The organism is Desulforadius tongensis (genome assembly GCF_016907915.1).
Lineage (GTDB): Bacteria > Bacillota > Desulfotomaculia > Desulfotomaculales > Desulfohalotomaculaceae > Desulforadius > Desulforadius tongensis.
In genome coordinates, this window is record NZ_JAFBCW010000001.1 from 146,635 (window position 1) to 162,985 (window position 16,351).

Consider the following 16,351-nt stretch of genomic DNA (forward strand, 5'->3'; position numbering starts at 1 on the left):
CACCATCCCCGGTTCGCTGGGGGAGAAATGTTATCCTTCTTCCCATGCATCGCTGTTTTATATTTGTTTAATGATATGCAGTATAGCAAAGGAATTGTCTCCTGTCAATAACTGTTATTTTTTTACATGGTCAATTTGCCGTTGGGGGTATCCACCAGCATTAATACTTTCTCCCGCTTGCCGGTTTCCGCGTTAATATAAACCAGGTAATCGTTTTGATTGAGCCGGCCGATAAATTCCCAGCACAGCACCTCGTCGTAGTTGGCTTTCGGAATTATCGCCAGTCTGGAGGACCGCACATTCATGCGTTCGTTTAATTTCTTTTGCGCTTCTTCCCTGCTCAACTTGGGTTGGGGAATATCCCTGTCTTTATGACCCATCCAATACTGGGATGCCTCGTAACCCAGCACCCGGCCGTCATCCAAAGCCACGGTGCATTTAACCTGATCGGGATAGATCATTACATCGTCCTGCACAGCGGCAAATTGAATGGTCACTGTGCCGCCCTGCTTGCTGAAGTAGGTGTCTTTCATGTTTTTAATGCCGCGGCTTTCTAAAAAGCGCCGGGCTTTTTCTTTGGCCTGCTCCACCGTCATGCCGCCTGTTTTAACGTCCCTGCTGCCCAGATACCAAATTACTTTGCCCCCCTGCAGGCTTACATCGCAGGTATACCGGGGCAGCTTGTTATTTTTATCGTTGCGGGGTATCAGTTCCACCGTATACGCACCAATACGCCCTTTATTTTTACCCGTTACCTTGGCGGTGTAATCGTTGTTTGCTTTATCTATAAACTTTAATGCTATGTTTTTGGCCCGGTCTGCGGTAATTTTCTTGCCTCTCAATCCTTCCGGCTTCCGGTTCTCCAGGTGATCGGAAAAGGGGCCATCATATATCAGGGTGGGATATGTTTGCATGTTTCTGTTGATGGACTCAAAGTCGCGATCCGGCCCCTGGCCCTTGTTAATATCTTTCCTGGCCCCGGCCCGCAGTTCGCTCAGCGTCAGTTTGCCGTCCACCAGGCGGGATTCCATGTCATTGAGGTCTTTATTCAGTTCCGACGCCTGGCGGTACAGGCGGTTGAGGGTATTCCAATGCTGTTCTTTCAGTCCCCTGCCGTCAATTACATCCCTGGAAATGGTGTAGGCGTAATCCCCCACCTGGGCCAAAAATTTGGCGGTCTTTTCTGTCACAGCCGAAGAAACCGGCAGCTGGGTCAGGTTTTCCTGGGCCATATCGGACCGGAGCCATATTTCAGAAAAGATGGCCGCATCTTCACCGTGACCGCTGGCCACCAAACTCTTGGCCAGGGATGTTTCTAAATTATTGACATGGGTTTTCATATTGAAAAAGGCCATTTGATACTTATTATTTAAAAGTGTTTCCATATCTTGGCGCATTTGATACTGGCGGTAGCCCCAAAATCCCACTGCTGCCAGCAGGACAATACCCAGCAGCGCCGCTGCTCCCCAGCGTTTATTCATCAGTACCCCTCCTGTTTAAAAAAGTTAAACGCTACTTTTCGTCTTGGCCCGCATTTATTTATATACCAAAGACATGTTTGCCAAATTGTCCCGTTATGGTTCGGCCCCAAATCCATTTAGATACCGGCTTATAGGGGTTCCAGAAGTAAAGGGCTCCCCCGGTGGGATCCCAACCGTTCATGGCATCCCTGGCCGCTCTCAGGGCCTCGTCACTGACCTTCCTGTTGTATTGCCCGTTGCTGACCGACTCAAAGGCCATTGGTTGATACACCACACCGGAAAGGGTATCCGGAAATTTGGGACTGTCTACCCGGTTTAGAATAACCGCCGCCACCGCCACCTTGCCGATGTAGGGCTCATCTGCCGCCTCACCCATCACTACCTTTGACAGCAGCCATAAATCACCCCGGTTAACGGTACTGCGGGAAACGGTGGTTTTTTTATTGCTTTGTTTTGCCGCGTAAGCGGGATTAAACCCCAACGCCCTCCATGTGCTGGGCCCTACCACCCCGTCCACCCGGAGGCCGTTTCGGGCCTGAAATTTTTTCACTGCGTTAAAGGTTTTCGGGCCGTAAATCCCATCTACCACGCCGTCGTAATAACCCCAATTTTTCAGCTTAACCTGAACGTTAATCACGTCATTACCCCGGCTGCCCCAGTAAAGAGTTTTGTTTTGGGCATCGGCGTTATTAAATACCACTGTAACGGCTGCCAACGCCATCACAGCCAGCAGCATAATTACCAATGGCTTCCATGGTACTTTGAAGTTATCCATCATATCCCTCACCCCAATTTTGTTTTTTGCTAGTGTTATTTTTCTAATTTTGGGGAGGTTTTATGTAGAAATATTTAAATTCTATTTCTCAAAAAGAAGGGAAGGGGCGCGTAAAACACGCGCCCCTTCCCTTCTTTTACAGTGCACACTTAGCATTTTTCATTTTATATTCCCCTGCCCGCTGCACCAGGTTTTCCGCCCATCCCGGCACAGCCAGGGCATGCAGGTGGTTGTAGGAGGCCATTACGTTTTTATATACCAAGCCGTCCCGGCACCCGTCTATTCCCCAACCGCGCTTAACCCGGTAGGCAAAGTAAACTTTACTTTTATCCAGGTTAATTACCTTGGAGTGATGAAACTCATGTCCCTTTATTTTACTGCCCACCGGGAAAAAGGGGTTTTCCCGGTGCACTTCCACTTCCATATACCCGTGACCCTGGGGCTTTTGGGTTAACTCCACATCAAAAGGCAGGGCACCCACCATTTGATACACTTTATCCTGCCAGTTAATGGTACGGCCCAGGTACATCAGACCGCCGCACTCGGCGTACACCGGCAGACCCTGTTCAATGCGGCGTTTTATTTCTGAACGCAGCGAAGCATTTTTCTCCAGCTCACCGGCCATCACTTCCGGAAAACCGCCGCCAATAAACAGGGCATCCACACCGGGCAGAGAAGCGTCATTTATGGCATCAATGGCCACCAGTTCCGCCCCGCACCCGTACAGCGCCTCCAGGTTTTCCGGATAGTAAAAGGTAAATGAACGATCCATCAGCACACCAATCAGCGGCCGCTGGGAAGAACCGGTTATTTCATGGGGCCGCTTTACAGCCGGCAGCGCTGCCGGTACAGTTGTTTCCACATCTAAAGCAGGAGCCTGGGCAGCCACGGCCATTATTTTGTCCAGATCCAGGTATTTTTCCGCCGCTTCCGCCACCCGTTCCACCGCTTGATGCAGCAATTGGTCTTCCCCCGCCGGAACCAACCCTAAATGCCGGTCGGGAATGGTGTACTGTTTGCCCTTGGGCATGGCACCCAGTACAGGTAGATCACAATATTTTTCTATCGACGCGCGCAGCATGTTTTCGTGCCGGCTGCGGGCAACATTGTTCAATATCACCCCGGCCACATTGATACCGGGATCAAAATGTTTATAACCGTTTACCATAGCCGCCACACTGCGGGTCATCCTGGTGCAGTTGACCACCAGTATTACCGGGGCTTGAATTATTTTGGCAATTTCCGCAGCACTGCCGCTGCCCTCTACATCTACACCGTCAAAGAGGCCCATGGCCCCCTCAACAATACTGATGTGGGCACCCCGGCTGTGGGTGGCAAAGGAGGCCTTGATTTTTTCTTTGTCCATTAAGTAAGCATCCAGGTTGCGGCAGGTTCTGCCGGCTACCCTGGTTAACCAACTGGGGTCAATAAAGTCAGGTCCCTTTTTGAAGGGCTGCACCTTAACGCCGCGGGCAGTGAGGGCAGCTACCAATCCCACTGTAATTGTTGTTTTCCCGGAGCGACCCTGCGGTGCCGCTATTAATATCCTCGGTACGTTCTGCAGTTTTTGCATCAGCCATCCCTGCCTTCCTAGTTTGTTCTTAGGTGCATTTTACATAGTTAATTGGCTCACCAAGACAGCCGCCGGTAAAAACGCAACCTATTAGAAAAGTACACCCCCACCAGATCGTTGGTGAGGGTGAAGGTTTTTCCTGTTCCTGTGATTATACACAACCGGTAGGCTTGGGCAGACCAGCAATCTTACAAGCACCCTTAGCCGGTCCGGTGGGGAACAATTGATAGATTTGCTTGAGGCTGAAACCGGTTTCTTTGCAAAGCTTACGGATCATGGGAGCAATACCAAACTGGAAGAAATAATCACGCAGGTAGTTGATAACCTTCCAGTGATCTTCTGTCAGCTCGTCAATGCCTTCTTCTTTGGCAAAGTATTTAGCAGCTTCTTCGCTCCACTGATCAGTGTTAACCAGGAAACCATCCTCATCAACTTCAATTTGTTGCCCATTTACCTCGATCATTGGCATTGGGGGACACCTCCATAATGTTTTTTATTACTTACTTGCGGTGCTGCATTGATGATAACGCAGCACCGCATAATAGCACTTTTTAACATGCCTTTATTATTTTAATATATTTCTGGCAATTATGCTAGTCCCTTTTATTTATTTATTGGTGGATATAAAGCTGTTCCCACCAAATCTATTAAGCCTTTTACTTCTACTCCCAGTTTATGCTCTTCTACCATCGGATACAGCTGTGCCTTACAGATGGAGCAGGGAGCTACCAGGTAACCGTCACCGTTTTCACCCACACCGGTGGCCCGTACCTGCTCGGCCTTTTTGGCGGAGAACTTGATGCGCAGGTCGTACATCACCGGATCATCGTAGAGAATAGCAGAGCCGCCGCCGCAGCAGAAGTTGCGCTCGCGGTTCGGTGTCATTTCCCTGAAGTCGGTTACGCAGGGTTTCAGTACTTCGCGCAGCTTTTCCGCCAAGTTGCATGCCCGGGTAAAGTTGCACGGGTCATGCAGTGTAGTGGGATGATCGTTTGCCTCGGGATGCAGTTTCAGCTGACCGGTGCGAATGTAATAAGCAGTTTCATCGTGCAGGTGCACAATGGGCACCGGAATGGGACGGTCTGCCATGCTGGGCACGTACATTTTACCGGTCCGCCAGCCGTGACCGCATTCACCCCAAACAATCTTCTTGACACCCAGTTTAACCGCTTCGTTTAACAGGCGCATGGTGTTGTGGCGCATGGTATAGCGCTGGTCAAACAGCAGCCCGAAGTTGCCCGCTTCGGCAATCTCACTGCTCATGGTCCAGTTAATTCCCAGGTAGTGGAAGAACTTGGCCGCACCCATCATGGTGTTGGGGTTGAGCAGGAAGTCCGCAGAAGACGGAATGTACAGCACATCAGAATTGGGCTTGTCAATGGGAATTTTAATTTCCACACCGGTTTCTTCCAGCATTTCTTCTTCCAAGAATTCACAGGTATCAACCAAGCCCGGCTTGGGCAGACCGGTGTGGTTACCGGTACGGTACATGGCCGCACCAACCTGGGCCTGCAGTTTGGGCACCATACCCAGCCAGTGCAGAAGCTGGCGTCCGGCAAAGGTTACTTCACAGGTGTCAATACCAAAGGGACAAACCAAAGCACAACGACGGCACTCATTGCACTGGTAGAAATATGAGTACATTTTATTAATGGTATCCAGGGACAGCGGTTCCGCACCCACCAGCTTGCCAAACAACCTGCCCTCTAAGGTATAGGCGGCTTTCCATGCTTTTCTGAACAAATCTGCCCGGTTGGTTGGAATGTTATTGGGGTCACGGGTACCCAGGTATGTGTGGCAGTTCTCGGCGCAGTGGCCGCACTTGGTACAGGACTCCATGGCCAACATCAACGGGCGGTATTTTTCCACCAGGTATTTCAGGTGTTTAAGCGCCTCTTTAACCTTACGATCATCAGGAACAGGGTTTATAAACAGGGCACGCATTTCAGATTCGTTTGCCATTGCCGGAGCTTTATATTTTTTTTCAGTCACGCGCTACACCCCCCCTGAAGCTGTTTTCCCGGCAGTAACGACGCCGGTGGCATTTGTAGATACCGCCGCTTTTGCACCTGGCAGACCGGGCGCGGGCTCAACATAAGGACGGTCGACAATCCAGCGCTCGGCAAACATGCCAAATACGTGCATCAGCTTGCTGAACGGGAACACAATCATCAGAATTTGTACCAACAGCAGGTGGAGTGTAAACACAAAGTTAAAATGACTGAAATCCACCGGCTGGAAGGTAGCCAGTTGAATAATGTACGCCTGGGCAGTTTCATAGTGAATACTGTACTCGGGAACTAAACGCATAAAGTTACCGCAGCTGACAATACCGAGTAAAAGTAATAAGTGCAGGTAATCTGCAGGATTGGATACCATCTTAACTTCATTGACTGCCAAACGCCTGTACAGCAGGTACAGCAGGGCAACCCAAATAATAATACCCATCGAAGTACCCAACACGTTGGACAGGTATTTGCTCAATTCTGCAGATGTACCGATGTACTTAAACTGCTCTCCTAAAAAGGCAAATCCCACAATGTGCCCGCCGATAATGTTCAGCAGCGCAATATGCATAATCCAAGCGCCGGCCCACAAACTTTTGTCTCCTTTAAATAAACTGCGGAATAAAGCCACCTCTGCAGCATAATTTACCGCCGCGCCCCCCAGTGTTTCGGGTGCGGGAGTTAAAACAATATTGTGTACAATCCGCGCGTGTGCCCACTTACCAACGCGGTACAGCACACCAATTGTAAACACTGCCACAGAAATATAAGGCAGAACTTGTAGTACAAAATATTCCACAGGTACACCTCCTTGGGGTGATCCCCGATATTATTTTTAATTTTGGGCAGGTGATGTCATAAGACAGCACCTGCTCAATGCCGGTAAATTTTTTGTTGGCTGCTTACAGTTCCTGAACAGAGGGTGCTCCGTGCGGACAGGTTACTACACAGGTTTCACAGCCCATGCAGTCTGTTTCGCTGCCGGTTACAACAGCTTTGCCGTCAACCATCTCTAAAATGGCAGCCGGACAAGCATCTACGCATTCCCCACAACCTTCACACTTGTCAGGATCAATTGACACCATGTACATGCCCCAAGACCTCCTTTTATTTTATTATTAACATCCCACTCCTTTTCCGGAGAGGTTTTGCACCCCGGTGATATTAAAAAATCAGTTAACTGACAACCCATATTGTAGCATAAGATACCAATGCAAAAAAAGCACAAGTACACTTAATCTTTATATAAAGCAATATTCGTTGTATCTTAAATTATTCCTTCCGAAAACAGACACTTTTTTTCAGAATATACTAATGTTTTTCTTTTCTATATCCAAATGGTAGCACCATATATATTCGACAGTAAATAATATAATTTTTCAAACTTTGCACATAAATAGCCGGGTTGGAATTTTTTATTTAAACGTATAGAATAAAATAGGATTTTTTTGTACCTCTGGAGAAACTACAAAGAGGGGGTGAATAATATGACTGGTAAAAACAGGTCTATCATAGAGCTGGCCGAAAAGCTGGGACATGCACTGGCTGAAACCGAGGAATTTAAGCTGAAGCAGGAGGCAGAAGAAGCGCTGCGGCAGGATGAACAGGCCCGCAAGCTGGTAAAGCAGTTTAAAAACTTAAAGAACTCCTTTGACCGGATGGAAAAACTGGGCACACCGTTAAGCGAAAAAAACCGCAAGCAGTTGAAGGATGCTGAAGAAAGGGCAATGCAGCACCCTCTAATTAAAGACTGGTATGATAAAACCCAGAAGTTTTATGATTTAGTAATTGCCGTTAATAAAAAAATGCAGGAAGGTATGGTGGGCAAATAATAAACCGTGCTGAAAAAATGGTGGGAAATTCCCATCATTTTTTTATTCCTTCCAAGCAGCAGGCTAAAATCTGCATTTCTGTGGTTATGATATTGTTCAGCAGCTTAATATCTTCCGGCACGCATACATCCACCGGCGAAAAGTTTAAAATTGCTCTGATACCGGATCGGACTATTATGTTGGCCGCCACCTGGGCATCCAAGTCCGAAGTGGCCAAAACGGCCATCTTTATATCCCGGTCTTGAACAAATTTAGGCAGTGCTGACAGCGGCTGCACGGTGAGGTGCTCCACCATCATGTTTTCAGAAACTGTACCGGGGGCAAAGGCTGCCACTATGCGAAAATTTCTTCCATATAAGCAGTTATATTCCACCAGCGCAGAAGCCATTTTTCCTGTACCAACAATTATAACTTCCCAGTGCTGGTCCAAGTTCAAAGTTCTACCAATGGTGCGGTAAAGCAGCTCCACGTTATAACCCACTCCACGCTTACCCAACTCACCAAAGTAGGTGAGGTCTTTCCGGATCATGGTGGCCTCTACACCCACTTCTCTGCTCAATTCCTTTGATGAAACGGTATATTTGCCCTGTTCTCTCAGCTTGGCCAGGCACCGGTGGTATAAAGGAAGCCTTTTGGCAATGGCCTTGGGAATGCCGCCAGCAGAAACCATTCTGGAATCCACTCCTTCACAAACTAGTCAGAAAAATGATATTTTTCAATAATTTAACTATATCACTTTATCATTATTAAGTAAATAGTTGTCTAATTATTTACTATTATTATTAAAAGAAAAATTTTTATTCCGATAATTTTTTCTGCAGTTAAAAGGGGCGTTTTGCCACTGCCAAAACGCCCCAAACTTGATTTTTTATTTTTTTAGGTCTGCGGGTGAAAATGCCCCCGGCAGCAGCTCTTTAACGGTCATTTCTTGTATATCACCGTTCATGTTGGCTAAAATAACTTTCATGTCCGGCGGGCACAGTTCCGAAATTACTTGGCGGCAGGCCCCGCAGGGGGGAACCGGCCGCTCTGTATCGGCCACAACTGCCAGCATGTCATATTCTTTGTCTCCTTCTGAGTAGGCTTTGAACAGGGCTGTGCGCTCAGCACAGTTGCACAGGCTGTAAGCGGCGTTTTCAATATTGCAGCCGCGATAGATTTTTCCATTCTTTGTTAACAGCGCGGCCCCCACTTTAAATTTGGAATAAGGGGCATAGGCCATTTCCCTGGCCGCTTTAGCTTCTTCAACCAGTGTTTCTTTGCTCATAAATCACTCAACCTTTCTACCGTCTTCGCTAAGTTCGACAGCTGCTCACTCAAAAACGTTTGCTCCTGCAAATGCTGCCGGGGTTTCATTTCCTGTTGGTACAGGTTTAATAATCGGCATTAGACTCTTCGCCCTTCACAATGGCAACGCCGGCACTGGCACCGATGCGGTTGGCCCCCGCCTCTATCATGGCCAGGGCATGCTGGCGGTTTTTAATGCCGCCCGATGCCTTAACACCCATGTTTTCCCCCACTGTTTTCCGCATCAGAGAGATATCCTCAACCGTTGCCCCGCCGGTAGAAAAACCGGTGGAAGTCTTTACAAAATCCGCTCCGGCCCGGGCGGCTATTCTGCAGGCCCGCACCTTTTCTTCCTCGCTTAAAAGGCTTGTTTCGATAATTACTTTTACCAGCGCCTTTCCACCGGCAGCATCAACAACCTCTTTAATATCCCGTTCCACAAGTTCATCGTTTTTATCTTTCAGCGCGCCGATATTAATCACCATATCCACTTCTGTGGCTCCGTTTTTAACAGCCTCTTTTGTTTCAAAGGCTTTAACCTCCGGTGTGGTGGCACCCAGCGGAAAACCAATAACGGTGCAAACCCTTACTGCCGGCGTATCCTTCAGCATTTCTGCCGCTGTCTTTACCCAGGTGGGGTTTACACAAACCGATGCAAATTTATATTCCTTCGCTTCTTCCACCAATTTAATAATTTGATCTTTTGTGGTGTCGGCCTTTAATAATGTATGGTCAATCATACTAGCCAGTTCTTTACTCATGGTCAAAAATCTTCCTTCCTTTGGTTTGTTAAAACAGCATCCCCGCAATAGAGGCATTCAATAAAGAAGCCAATGTTCCTGCCAGAATTGCCCGCATGCCGAACCTGGCAATGTCACCCCGGCGGTTGGGGGCAAGGTTGCCGAGACCGCCCAGCAGTATACCCAGGGATGAAAAGTTGGCAAATCCACAAAGGGCAAAACTTACAATAGCCACTGTTTTGGGTGTAAGCTGGTCAATCTGCGGTGCAAAGGAGGCGTAAGCAACGAATTCGTTTAGTACCAGTTTTTGTCCAATAAATCCACCGGCCTGAACTGCCTCGGCCCAGGGCACCCCAATGGCAAAGGCAAGGGGCGAGAATAGTATCCCCAGTATACCTTCCAGCGACAGCTTATAATTAAACAACCCGCCGATATAACCTAAAATGCCGTTAATCAATGCGATCAAAGCAATAAAAGCCAGCAGCATGGCAGCAATATTGAGGGCCAGCTGCAGGCCCACACTGGCTCCCCGGGCTGCCGCATCAATTACATTGGCCGAGTCTACATCTTCTTCCATTTTAAATTTATCGTCCTCATCTAGAGGCTGGGTTTCAGGCATCACCATTTTTGCCATCACCAGGCCGGAGGGAGCGGCCATAAAACTGGCCGCCAGCAGGTATTCCAACGGCACACCCAGCAGCGAGTAACCAATGAGCACAGACCCGGCAACGGAGGCCAGCCCGCCGGTCATAACGGCAAATAATTCCGAACCGCTCATTTTGGCCAGGTAGGGGCCCACCACCAGGGGTGCTTCCGTCTGGCCCACAAATATGTTGGCTGCCGCCGACATGGATTCCGCCTTGGTGGTGCCCAGTAATTTAGACAATCCCCCCCCGATAATTTTAATAATCCACTGCATTATTCCTAAATAATAAAGTACAGAAATTAAAGCCGAAAAGAAAATTATCACCGGCAGCACCTGGAAGGCAAAAATAAAGCCAAACTGCTCCTGAAATTTCGGGCCTATAAAGGGACCGAATAAAAACCTGATACCTTCATTAGAATAATTTATAATTTCGGTAATGGCAAATGTCAACCTTTCCAGCACCGCCCTCCCTGCCTCCCACTTTAAAACAATAAAGGAAAATGTAACCTGAATAGCCAAACCGCCTAAAACAGTGCGCAGGTTAATGGCCTTCCTGTTGGTGGAAGCGAGAAAAGCAATGGTAAAAACAACCAGCATTCCTAAAAGGCCCCATAAATAATTAATAGTTATCACCCCTTTTATGTATTGCTGTATTTCTTCCTTTAAATTCTCCCTTATACTTTGAAAATATTCTTGGTAAACATGTAAAGAGCGTGAATAATGCAGCAGCGATTTTAACACCGATTCCGGCAGCTGCTCACGGGATGAAAACCACCCGCCTAATAAATAAGCGGTACCCCATTAGACCAGGGTACCGCACCGGCAAACCTTTTTCCGCATATTTTCTCAGCAGCATATTACCAGCTGTACATGCTCATAAAAAACGAATATATTTATTCACAAAATGAATATGTTTTGTAATTCCAACCTCATCAAATTCCTGTTATTTCTTATTCAGTTCTAAGGATTAATAATGCTTACCCTTCTTTCTTTTGTTTTTAACCCCTCCTGATTTCTTTCTGGCCTCGAATTTTTTCTTTTTCATGCGCAGAGGCGCTTCCTCGGTTAACTTCACAGGCATTGTGTTCGGTTCTTTCGTCAGCATCTTTAAGGCAGCGGAAATCAATGTGGCGGAATCAACTTCTTCAAGCAGCTGTTCGGCCATCGCTTTATAAGCGTGAAGATTACCTTCCTCTACCACTCTCAGCAGCTTTTCAACAGCCAAGCGCTGCTGTCCCTCAATAGCCTCAGCCATCGTTGGAATGGGCTGGCGGCCCAGCTTTCGTTTGGTAATTTTTTCGATGGTTCTTAGAAGATTCATTTCCCGCGGGGTAACAAAAGTAATGGCCAATCCCATTTTACCTGCGCGTCCTGTTCTCCCGATCCTGTGCACATAACTTTCCGGATCTCGAGGAATATCAAAATTATAAACATGGGTCACTCCACTGATATCAAGCCCTCTAGCTGCCACATCGGTGGCCACCAGCACTTCAATAGCACCTTCTTTAAACCTGCGCAGAACGCTATCCCGTTTTGCCTGACTGAGATCCCCGTGAATCCCTTCAGCCCCAAAGCCGCGTTTATTTAATGCTTCCGATAACTCATCCACCCTTCGCTTTGTTCTTCCAAATACAATTGCTAATTCCGGGGACTGGATGTCCAATAAGCGGCAGAGAACATCAAATTTTTGTTTTTCCCGTATTTCCATATACCGCTGTTCAATGTTGGGAACGGTAACTTCTTTGGGTTTAATGCTGATTATGTTCGGATCTTTCATAAACTTTCGGGCCAGATCCTGTATGGGCTTGGGCATCGTTGCTGAAAACAGCAGCATTTGACGTTCCCCGGGAATTTCCTGCAGAATAGCTTGAATATCTTCAATAAAGCCCATATTCAGCATTTCATCCGCTTCATCCAAAACCACCATTTTGATGGCATCAAGCTGAATCGTTTTTCTTCTCATATGATCCATGAAACGGCCCGGCGTGGCCACAATAATATGCGGCTTTTTCTTTAAAGCCCTAAACTGGCGATTAATATCCTGCCCTCCATAAATTGGTAATGTGCGTATTCCCTTATATTGGGCAATTTTATTTAATTCCTCCGCTACCTGTACCGCCAGCTCTCGGGTTGGGGTCAAAACAACTCCTTGAACCTGTTTCTGCTCAACACTTAGTCTTTCCACCAGAGGAATTCCAAAAGCAGCTGTTTTCCCCGTACCGGTTTGAGCCTGCCCAATCAAGTCGTTTCCTTGTAACGCTGTGGGAATGGTTCGCTCCTGAATGGGAGTAGGTTCTTCAAATCCCATATGACTGAGTGCACGAATCACTTGTTGATTAAGTCCAAATTCATAAAATGTTGCCAATTACAGTTAATCTCCTTTATTTCATTTTTTATCTTTACTTAAAATTACCGAAAAAAAGAGGCATTATTCCTTATTTATGGAATATGCCTTCTTTTTTAGGCTTATATAAAGAATTATAGTCGATCTGCATTCTGCGGCCTCCTTAAAAATTATTGCTAAAAAGCCGAAACCGTAACAACGACTTCCGTCCTAAAGCAATTTCAACAAGAGGCCGTAAAATCGTTCTTCGATATCCATGACATTTTAACTGGAAATAAGAATATCATACATCTCACAAAAAAGCAAATAATAAATTAATACACAAGCATAAATTATCTAGAACAGGCAATAAATTCACTTCATTTATGATATGGTTCATTCTATCACTGCAGCTGCAGTTTTTATATAAACAACAAAACAAATAAGCCATAAACTCATTCGTCTATATGAAATTAACAATCTGTTGAAAATAATGTTTCCAAACTACAAATAAGGATATCAATGCTTTACCTATATCAATTAATACAAATATTGCAGCTAGTATTATAATGAATAAAACAGATATAACCAATAAAAGACGTAAATATCTTGATACTGCATTCATTAATTCCAATAAAAATGGCCTTCGACAAAAGTAGACTGTTTGCTTAGAGTAAAAAAACCGGATTCTAGGTAATATTTCTCGTCTGACTTTTTTCTTTAACCAAATTAGGTTATATCTAGTTCTAATTCCAAAAATCTTAAAATCATAAAACTCCCCTAGATTTAATTCAAAAAAATATGTTCTTATAAAATGGTTTCCTTCTATTGTAAAGTTGTTATCTATTTTATCACCAACCTGAATTTGATACACATAAATATCAAATCCATCCCAAAATAACTTTTCATGGTCTATAAAATCATAAAATACTCTTTCACTAAACAATTCTCGGAGATTATTAATTTCAAAGTCAATTTTACTTACTCTCGTGAGACGCTTATATAATGATATATACCCTTTTATATAGTTAATGTCATTATCAGACTCATTTTTTATTACAATATCAAGCACCCTCCCATCCACATTGTTTAGTTTCTCATGTCTTTCAATTAATTTCACACTAATATATTCTCTACCTTTTGATTCAACTTCTAAAGGTTTATTATATTTATCAATTTCTTCCTGAGACTTTCTGTCGCTTAATTTAAATAAATATCTAACTATAACAAATAAGACCACTATAAATAGCATACTTTTCCAGTGTAAAAATAAAATTATTATTGATTTAAATAAACTTTTCCCTGTTAAAACTACTAAATCCAAAAACTTAACCATTAAAAAGCAAGTAAAAATCAGAAGTATAATTATATATATAACTACATTTCTTTCTTTAATTTCATCAATAATTCTATCAAACATGTTCAAGCACTCCATAAAATTACATCACAACATATTTCCATTTATTATAATTATATTGCATAAAAGTTCAAGTAATATATAAAAATACTGTATTTGTTAACATAAAGCACAAAGCAATGGTATATCATTCCAATACTCTATTAATACCATTCTTGTATATACCATTATTCACAATATATAAGTATCATTTCCAGCAGATACAAACTAACAAAAAACCGCCGTTACTTGTGGTACGGTTCACCGCGGTTGATTTTGAAAATGCGGTAGATTTGTTCCAGTAAAATTAAACGCATTAACTGGTGGGGAAAGGTTAGTTTGGAAAATGATAATCTCAACTGGCATCTTTTCAGCAGGCCGGCACTTAAACCCAGGGAACCGCCTATCAGCATGGTTATATCACTTTTTCCCTTTAACATGAGCTTTTCAAAATAACCGGCCAGTTCCTCCGAGCTGTACATTTTACCTGCCGCATCCAGTGCAATTAAAAAAGTGCTGCTTTTAATATGTCTCGACACCCGCTCCGCTTCTTTCTGCCGTACCTGTTCCGCCGCCTGTTCAGATATTCCATCCTGGTGGGGTTCGTCGGCCACTTCTATGATTTCTATTTTGGCATAGGGCTGCAGGCGCTTTAAGTACTCCTGCACACCCTGTTTCAGGTATTTTTCTTTCAACTTCCCCACTGATATTATGGTAATGCGCATGATAACACCTCAATTAAATATAGGGCGCAAGCTGCCGCATCAGCAAACACTTACGCCCTAAAAGTTAATTTATTATGCTCATGTATTAATATAATAATTCTTTTTTACAGGCATCTTACTTCGGCCCCCAGCAGTTTTAATTTGTTTTCTATGTCCTGGTAGCCGCGGTATATATAAATGGCATTGCTGATATGGGTTTCACCGCTGGCAGCTAAGCCGGCAATCACCAGTGCCGCCCCGGCTCGCAGGTCCGTGGCTTTGACGTGGGCGCCGTGCAGTGAAGATCCCCCTTCAATTACCGCCATCCGTCCTTCTACCTTTATTTTGGCACCCAGGCGTTTTAATTCATCGGCCACCTGAAAGCGATTTTCAAAAATATTTTCTATTATTACACTTGTTCCCGGAACGGTGCTTAAAAATACCATCATTTGTGACTGCAGGTCGGTGGGAAAACCGGGATAGGGTAATGTCTTAATATCCACAGGTTTTAACTGCTTTCCTGCCGTTACCGTAATGGTATCTTCGCTTTCTTCCACATCCACATTCGCTTCCCGCAGTTTGGCAATCAACGGTTCAACATGTTTGGGAATAACGTTTTCAATTAAAACATTTCCCCGGGTGGCGGCAGCAGCCACCATGTATGTTCCCGCTTCAATACGATCGGGAATGATTGAATACCGCTGGCACTTATCCAGGGAAGTAACTCCTTCAATTTTTATTATATCGGTTCCGGCACCGCGTACTTTGGCTCCCATGGCATTTAAAAAGTTTGCCAGGTCCACTATTTCAGGCTCTTTGGCCACATTCTCTATTATCGTCTGCCCTTCGGCCAGGCAGGCAGCCATCATGATGTTTTCCGTGGCACCAACACTGGGAAAGTCCAGGTATATTTGGGTGCCGGTTAATTTACCCGCCCGGCCTATAATGTGGCCCCGTTCCAAAGACACTTCGGCTCCCAGCCCCCTCAGCCCTTTAAAGTGCAGATCCATCGGCCGGCTGCCAATATTACAGCCGCCGGGCAGGGATACCTTGGCACAGCCGAATTTGGCCAGCATCGGCCCCAGCAGCAGGTTTGATGCCCGCAATTTTTTTACCAGCTCGTAAGGAGCATCCCCATTAATTTTTTCCGGCGGTTCAATATACAGGGATTGATAATCCTGCCAGTAAATTTTGGCTCCGATTGTGCCAATTATTTCAATTAATACTTTAACATCATTGATGTACGGTATATTTTCCAGCACCAACGGCTTATCCGCCATTAATGACGCGCACAGTATGGCCAATGAAGCATTTTTGGCCCCGCTGATTCTAACTTTTCCTTCCAGCGGGCGCCCCCCTTTTATAATCACTTTATGCAAGATAATATGCCTCCTTTTATGTCACAAAACCATTATTCTCCGGTTTTAGGTAATTTTCCTTCTTTAAAATTTATAAATCGAGTAGGAGGGAGTGATTAACTCCCGTCCTCTCACACCACCGTACGTACCGTTCGGTATACGGCGGTTCATGTTGTGGAACGAAGTTCATCGTAGCGCTTGACTAAGCTCTTAAGTCCTTGTTCTCGCCA

At 45.3% G+C, this 16,351-nt stretch carries 16 protein-coding genes and 1 other annotated feature (1 of these 17 cut by a window edge); of the genes, 1 reads left to right on the forward strand and 15 read right to left on the reverse strand.

What is annotated here, in order from left to right; all coding sequences use genetic code 11:
* Nucleotides 1-59: a binding site (T-box leader), on the reverse strand (it extends 155 nt beyond the left edge of the window).
* Between the two features lie 63 nt (nt 60-122).
* The 7 genes from ypeB to JOC37_RS00705 all read right to left on the reverse strand — a co-directional run bounded on the left by ypeB (nt 123) and on the right by JOC37_RS00705 (nt 6,926).
* Nucleotides 123-1,481, reverse strand: coding sequence for a germination protein YpeB (gene ypeB, locus JOC37_RS00675; RefSeq protein ID WP_204614913.1), 1,359 nt, complete (start codon nt 1,479-1,481; stop codon nt 123-125).
* Nucleotides 1,482-1,539: 58 nt separating this feature from the next.
* On the reverse strand, nt 1,540-2,259 hold the full coding sequence (gene sleB, locus JOC37_RS00680; RefSeq protein ID WP_204614914.1) for a spore cortex-lytic enzyme: 720 nt from the start codon (nt 2,257-2,259) through the stop codon (nt 1,540-1,542).
* Nucleotides 2,260-2,392: 133 nt separating this feature from the next.
* Nucleotides 2,393-3,829: a cobyrinic acid a,c-diamide synthase CobB gene (locus JOC37_RS00685; protein ID WP_204614915.1), complete on the reverse strand. Its 1,437-nt coding sequence runs from the start codon at nt 3,827-3,829 to the stop codon at nt 2,393-2,395.
* A 151-nt stretch (nt 3,830-3,980) separates the two neighbouring features.
* Nucleotides 3,981-4,298 carry a TusE/DsrC/DsvC family sulfur relay protein gene (locus tag JOC37_RS00690; protein ID WP_204614916.1) on the reverse strand — a complete coding sequence of 106 codons (318 nt, stop codon included), beginning with the start codon at nt 4,296-4,298 and terminating at the stop codon, nt 3,981-3,983.
* 134 nt (nt 4,299-4,432) lie between these two features.
* The gene (locus JOC37_RS00695) at nt 4,433-5,791 is read right to left on the reverse strand and encodes a (Fe-S)-binding protein (RefSeq protein WP_204614941.1); all 1,359 of its coding nucleotides are present in this window, start codon (nt 5,789-5,791) and stop codon (nt 4,433-4,435) included.
* A 33-nt stretch (nt 5,792-5,824) separates the two neighbouring features.
* Nucleotides 5,825-6,634, reverse strand: coding sequence for a respiratory nitrate reductase subunit gamma (locus tag JOC37_RS00700; RefSeq protein WP_204614917.1), 810 nt, complete (start codon nt 6,632-6,634; stop codon nt 5,825-5,827).
* Nucleotides 6,635-6,737: 103 nt separating this feature from the next.
* Complete coding sequence (locus tag JOC37_RS00705; RefSeq protein WP_204614918.1) at nt 6,738-6,926, reverse strand: 4Fe-4S dicluster domain-containing protein; 189 nt, start codon at nt 6,924-6,926, stop codon at nt 6,738-6,740.
* 396 nt (nt 6,927-7,322) lie between these two features.
* Between JOC37_RS00705 and JOC37_RS00710 the strand changes: the two genes are divergently transcribed.
* Nucleotides 7,323-7,667, forward strand: a complete 345-nt coding sequence (locus JOC37_RS00710) for a YlbF/YmcA family competence regulator (protein WP_204614919.1) — start codon at nt 7,323-7,325, stop codon at nt 7,665-7,667.
* Nucleotides 7,668-7,701: 34 nt separating this feature from the next.
* Here the strand turns inward: JOC37_RS00710 and JOC37_RS00715 are convergent, their stop codons facing one another.
* From JOC37_RS00715 to JOC37_RS00750, 8 genes are all read right to left on the reverse strand, one after another.
* Nucleotides 7,702-8,337, reverse strand: coding sequence for a redox-sensing transcriptional repressor Rex (locus tag JOC37_RS00715; RefSeq protein ID WP_204614920.1), 636 nt, complete (start codon nt 8,335-8,337; stop codon nt 7,702-7,704).
* 198 nt (nt 8,338-8,535) lie between these two features.
* Nucleotides 8,536-8,934, reverse strand: a complete 399-nt coding sequence (locus tag JOC37_RS00720; RefSeq protein WP_204614921.1) for a cytidine deaminase — start codon at nt 8,932-8,934, stop codon at nt 8,536-8,538.
* Nucleotides 8,935-9,040: 106 nt separating this feature from the next.
* Nucleotides 9,041-9,715: a deoxyribose-phosphate aldolase gene (deoC, locus tag JOC37_RS00725; protein ID WP_204614942.1), complete on the reverse strand. Its 675-nt coding sequence runs from the start codon at nt 9,713-9,715 to the stop codon at nt 9,041-9,043.
* Nucleotides 9,716-9,743: 28 nt separating this feature from the next.
* Nucleotides 9,744-10,964: a NupC/NupG family nucleoside CNT transporter gene (locus tag JOC37_RS00730; RefSeq protein ID WP_204614943.1), complete on the reverse strand. Its 1,221-nt coding sequence runs from the start codon at nt 10,962-10,964 to the stop codon at nt 9,744-9,746.
* A 343-nt stretch (nt 10,965-11,307) separates the two neighbouring features.
* The gene (gene cshA / locus JOC37_RS00735; RefSeq protein ID WP_204614922.1) at nt 11,308-12,705 is read right to left on the reverse strand and encodes a degradosome RNA helicase CshA; all 1,398 of its coding nucleotides are present in this window, start codon (nt 12,703-12,705) and stop codon (nt 11,308-11,310) included.
* Between the two features lie 421 nt (nt 12,706-13,126).
* Nucleotides 13,127-14,083 carry a hypothetical protein gene (locus tag JOC37_RS00740; protein WP_204614923.1) on the reverse strand — a complete coding sequence of 319 codons (957 nt, stop codon included), beginning with the start codon at nt 14,081-14,083 and terminating at the stop codon, nt 13,127-13,129.
* Nucleotides 14,084-14,304: 221 nt separating this feature from the next.
* Nucleotides 14,305-14,784 (reverse strand): 23S rRNA (pseudouridine(1915)-N(3))-methyltransferase RlmH, encoded by a 480-nt coding sequence (rlmH, locus tag JOC37_RS00745; RefSeq protein WP_204614924.1) that lies wholly within the window; start codon nt 14,782-14,784, stop codon nt 14,305-14,307.
* Between the two features lie 104 nt (nt 14,785-14,888).
* Nucleotides 14,889-16,142: a UDP-N-acetylglucosamine 1-carboxyvinyltransferase gene (locus JOC37_RS00750; RefSeq protein WP_204614925.1), complete on the reverse strand. Its 1,254-nt coding sequence runs from the start codon at nt 16,140-16,142 to the stop codon at nt 14,889-14,891.
* Nucleotides 16,143-16,351 lie beyond the last annotated feature (209 nt).

What these genes read in the sequence shown, in the direction of transcription:
- JOC37_RS00710 (WP_204614919.1), top strand. Translation starts at nt 7,323, where the DNA reads ATGACTGGTAAAAACAGGTCTATCATAGAGCTGGCCGAAAAGCTGGGA.
- JOC37_RS00690 (WP_204614916.1), bottom strand. Translation starts at nt 4,298, where the DNA reads ATGCCAATGATCGAGGTAAATGGGCAACAAATTGAAGTTGATGAGGAT.
- JOC37_RS00695 (WP_204614941.1), bottom strand. Translation starts at nt 5,791, where the DNA reads ATGGCAAACGAATCTGAAATGCGTGCCCTGTTTATAAACCCTGTTCCT.
- JOC37_RS00740 (WP_204614923.1), bottom strand. Translation starts at nt 14,083, where the DNA reads ATGTTTGATAGAATTATTGATGAAATTAAAGAAAGAAATGTAGTTATA.
- ypeB (WP_204614913.1), bottom strand. Translation starts at nt 1,481, where the DNA reads ATGAATAAACGCTGGGGAGCAGCGGCGCTGCTGGGTATTGTCCTGCTG.
- deoC (WP_204614942.1), bottom strand. Translation starts at nt 9,715, where the DNA reads ATGAGTAAAGAACTGGCTAGTATGATTGACCATACATTATTAAAGGCC.
- JOC37_RS00720 (WP_204614921.1), bottom strand. Translation starts at nt 8,934, where the DNA reads ATGAGCAAAGAAACACTGGTTGAAGAAGCTAAAGCGGCCAGGGAAATG.
- JOC37_RS00685 (WP_204614915.1), bottom strand. Translation starts at nt 3,829, where the DNA reads ATGCAAAAACTGCAGAACGTACCGAGGATATTAATAGCGGCACCGCAG.
- JOC37_RS00715 (WP_204614920.1), bottom strand. Translation starts at nt 8,337, where the DNA reads ATGGTTTCTGCTGGCGGCATTCCCAAGGCCATTGCCAAAAGGCTTCCT.
- rlmH (WP_204614924.1), bottom strand. Translation starts at nt 14,784, where the DNA reads ATGCGCATTACCATAATATCAGTGGGGAAGTTGAAAGAAAAATACCTG.
- sleB (WP_204614914.1), bottom strand. Translation starts at nt 2,259, where the DNA reads ATGATGGATAACTTCAAAGTACCATGGAAGCCATTGGTAATTATGCTG.
- JOC37_RS00705 (WP_204614918.1), bottom strand. Translation starts at nt 6,926, where the DNA reads ATGTACATGGTGTCAATTGATCCTGACAAGTGTGAAGGTTGTGGGGAA.